This is a genomic window from Paracoccus sp. SY (genome assembly GCF_002901215.1).
GTDB lineage: Bacteria > Pseudomonadota > Alphaproteobacteria > Rhodobacterales > Rhodobacteraceae > Paracoccus > Paracoccus acridae.
Map to the genome: position 1 here is coordinate 1 of NZ_NWMQ01000239.1, position 332 is coordinate 332.

Annotated in this window: 1 pseudogene; it reads right to left on the reverse strand. The window is 62.0% G+C overall.

The features are described 5' to 3' along the window. Positions 1-323 (reverse strand): annotated as a pseudogene (locus tag CK944_RS22695) (hypothetical protein); the annotation flags it as partial. Between the last annotated feature and the right edge of the window lie 9 nt (positions 324-332).

A 332-nucleotide genomic window follows, 5' to 3' on the forward strand; every position in this document is an offset into this window, starting at 1 on the left:
TAGCTGCCGTCGAGAATGGCTTGCAGCGCGGCAAGCTCGGCCTGTCCGTCCTCGTCCAGACCCTCGCCGTTCGCCAGTTCGGCCAGTTCGTCATACCGCGCGGCCTGTTCCTCGGTCAGCGTTCCTTCGATCCGATAGATGCGGTCCAGCTTGCGGTTCTCAAGCTCGTAATAGCCGATATAGCTGTCACCAATCGCCTCGGCCCATGTCCAGCCTTCCGCCTTCGCGGCCTCGACGGCTGCGGCCAGCTTGCGGGAAAACAACTCGTCCAGCAGGGCAACATCATCAAAGTATTGCTGATCGCTGAACAGGTCGCCGGTCATGCGCCCGCC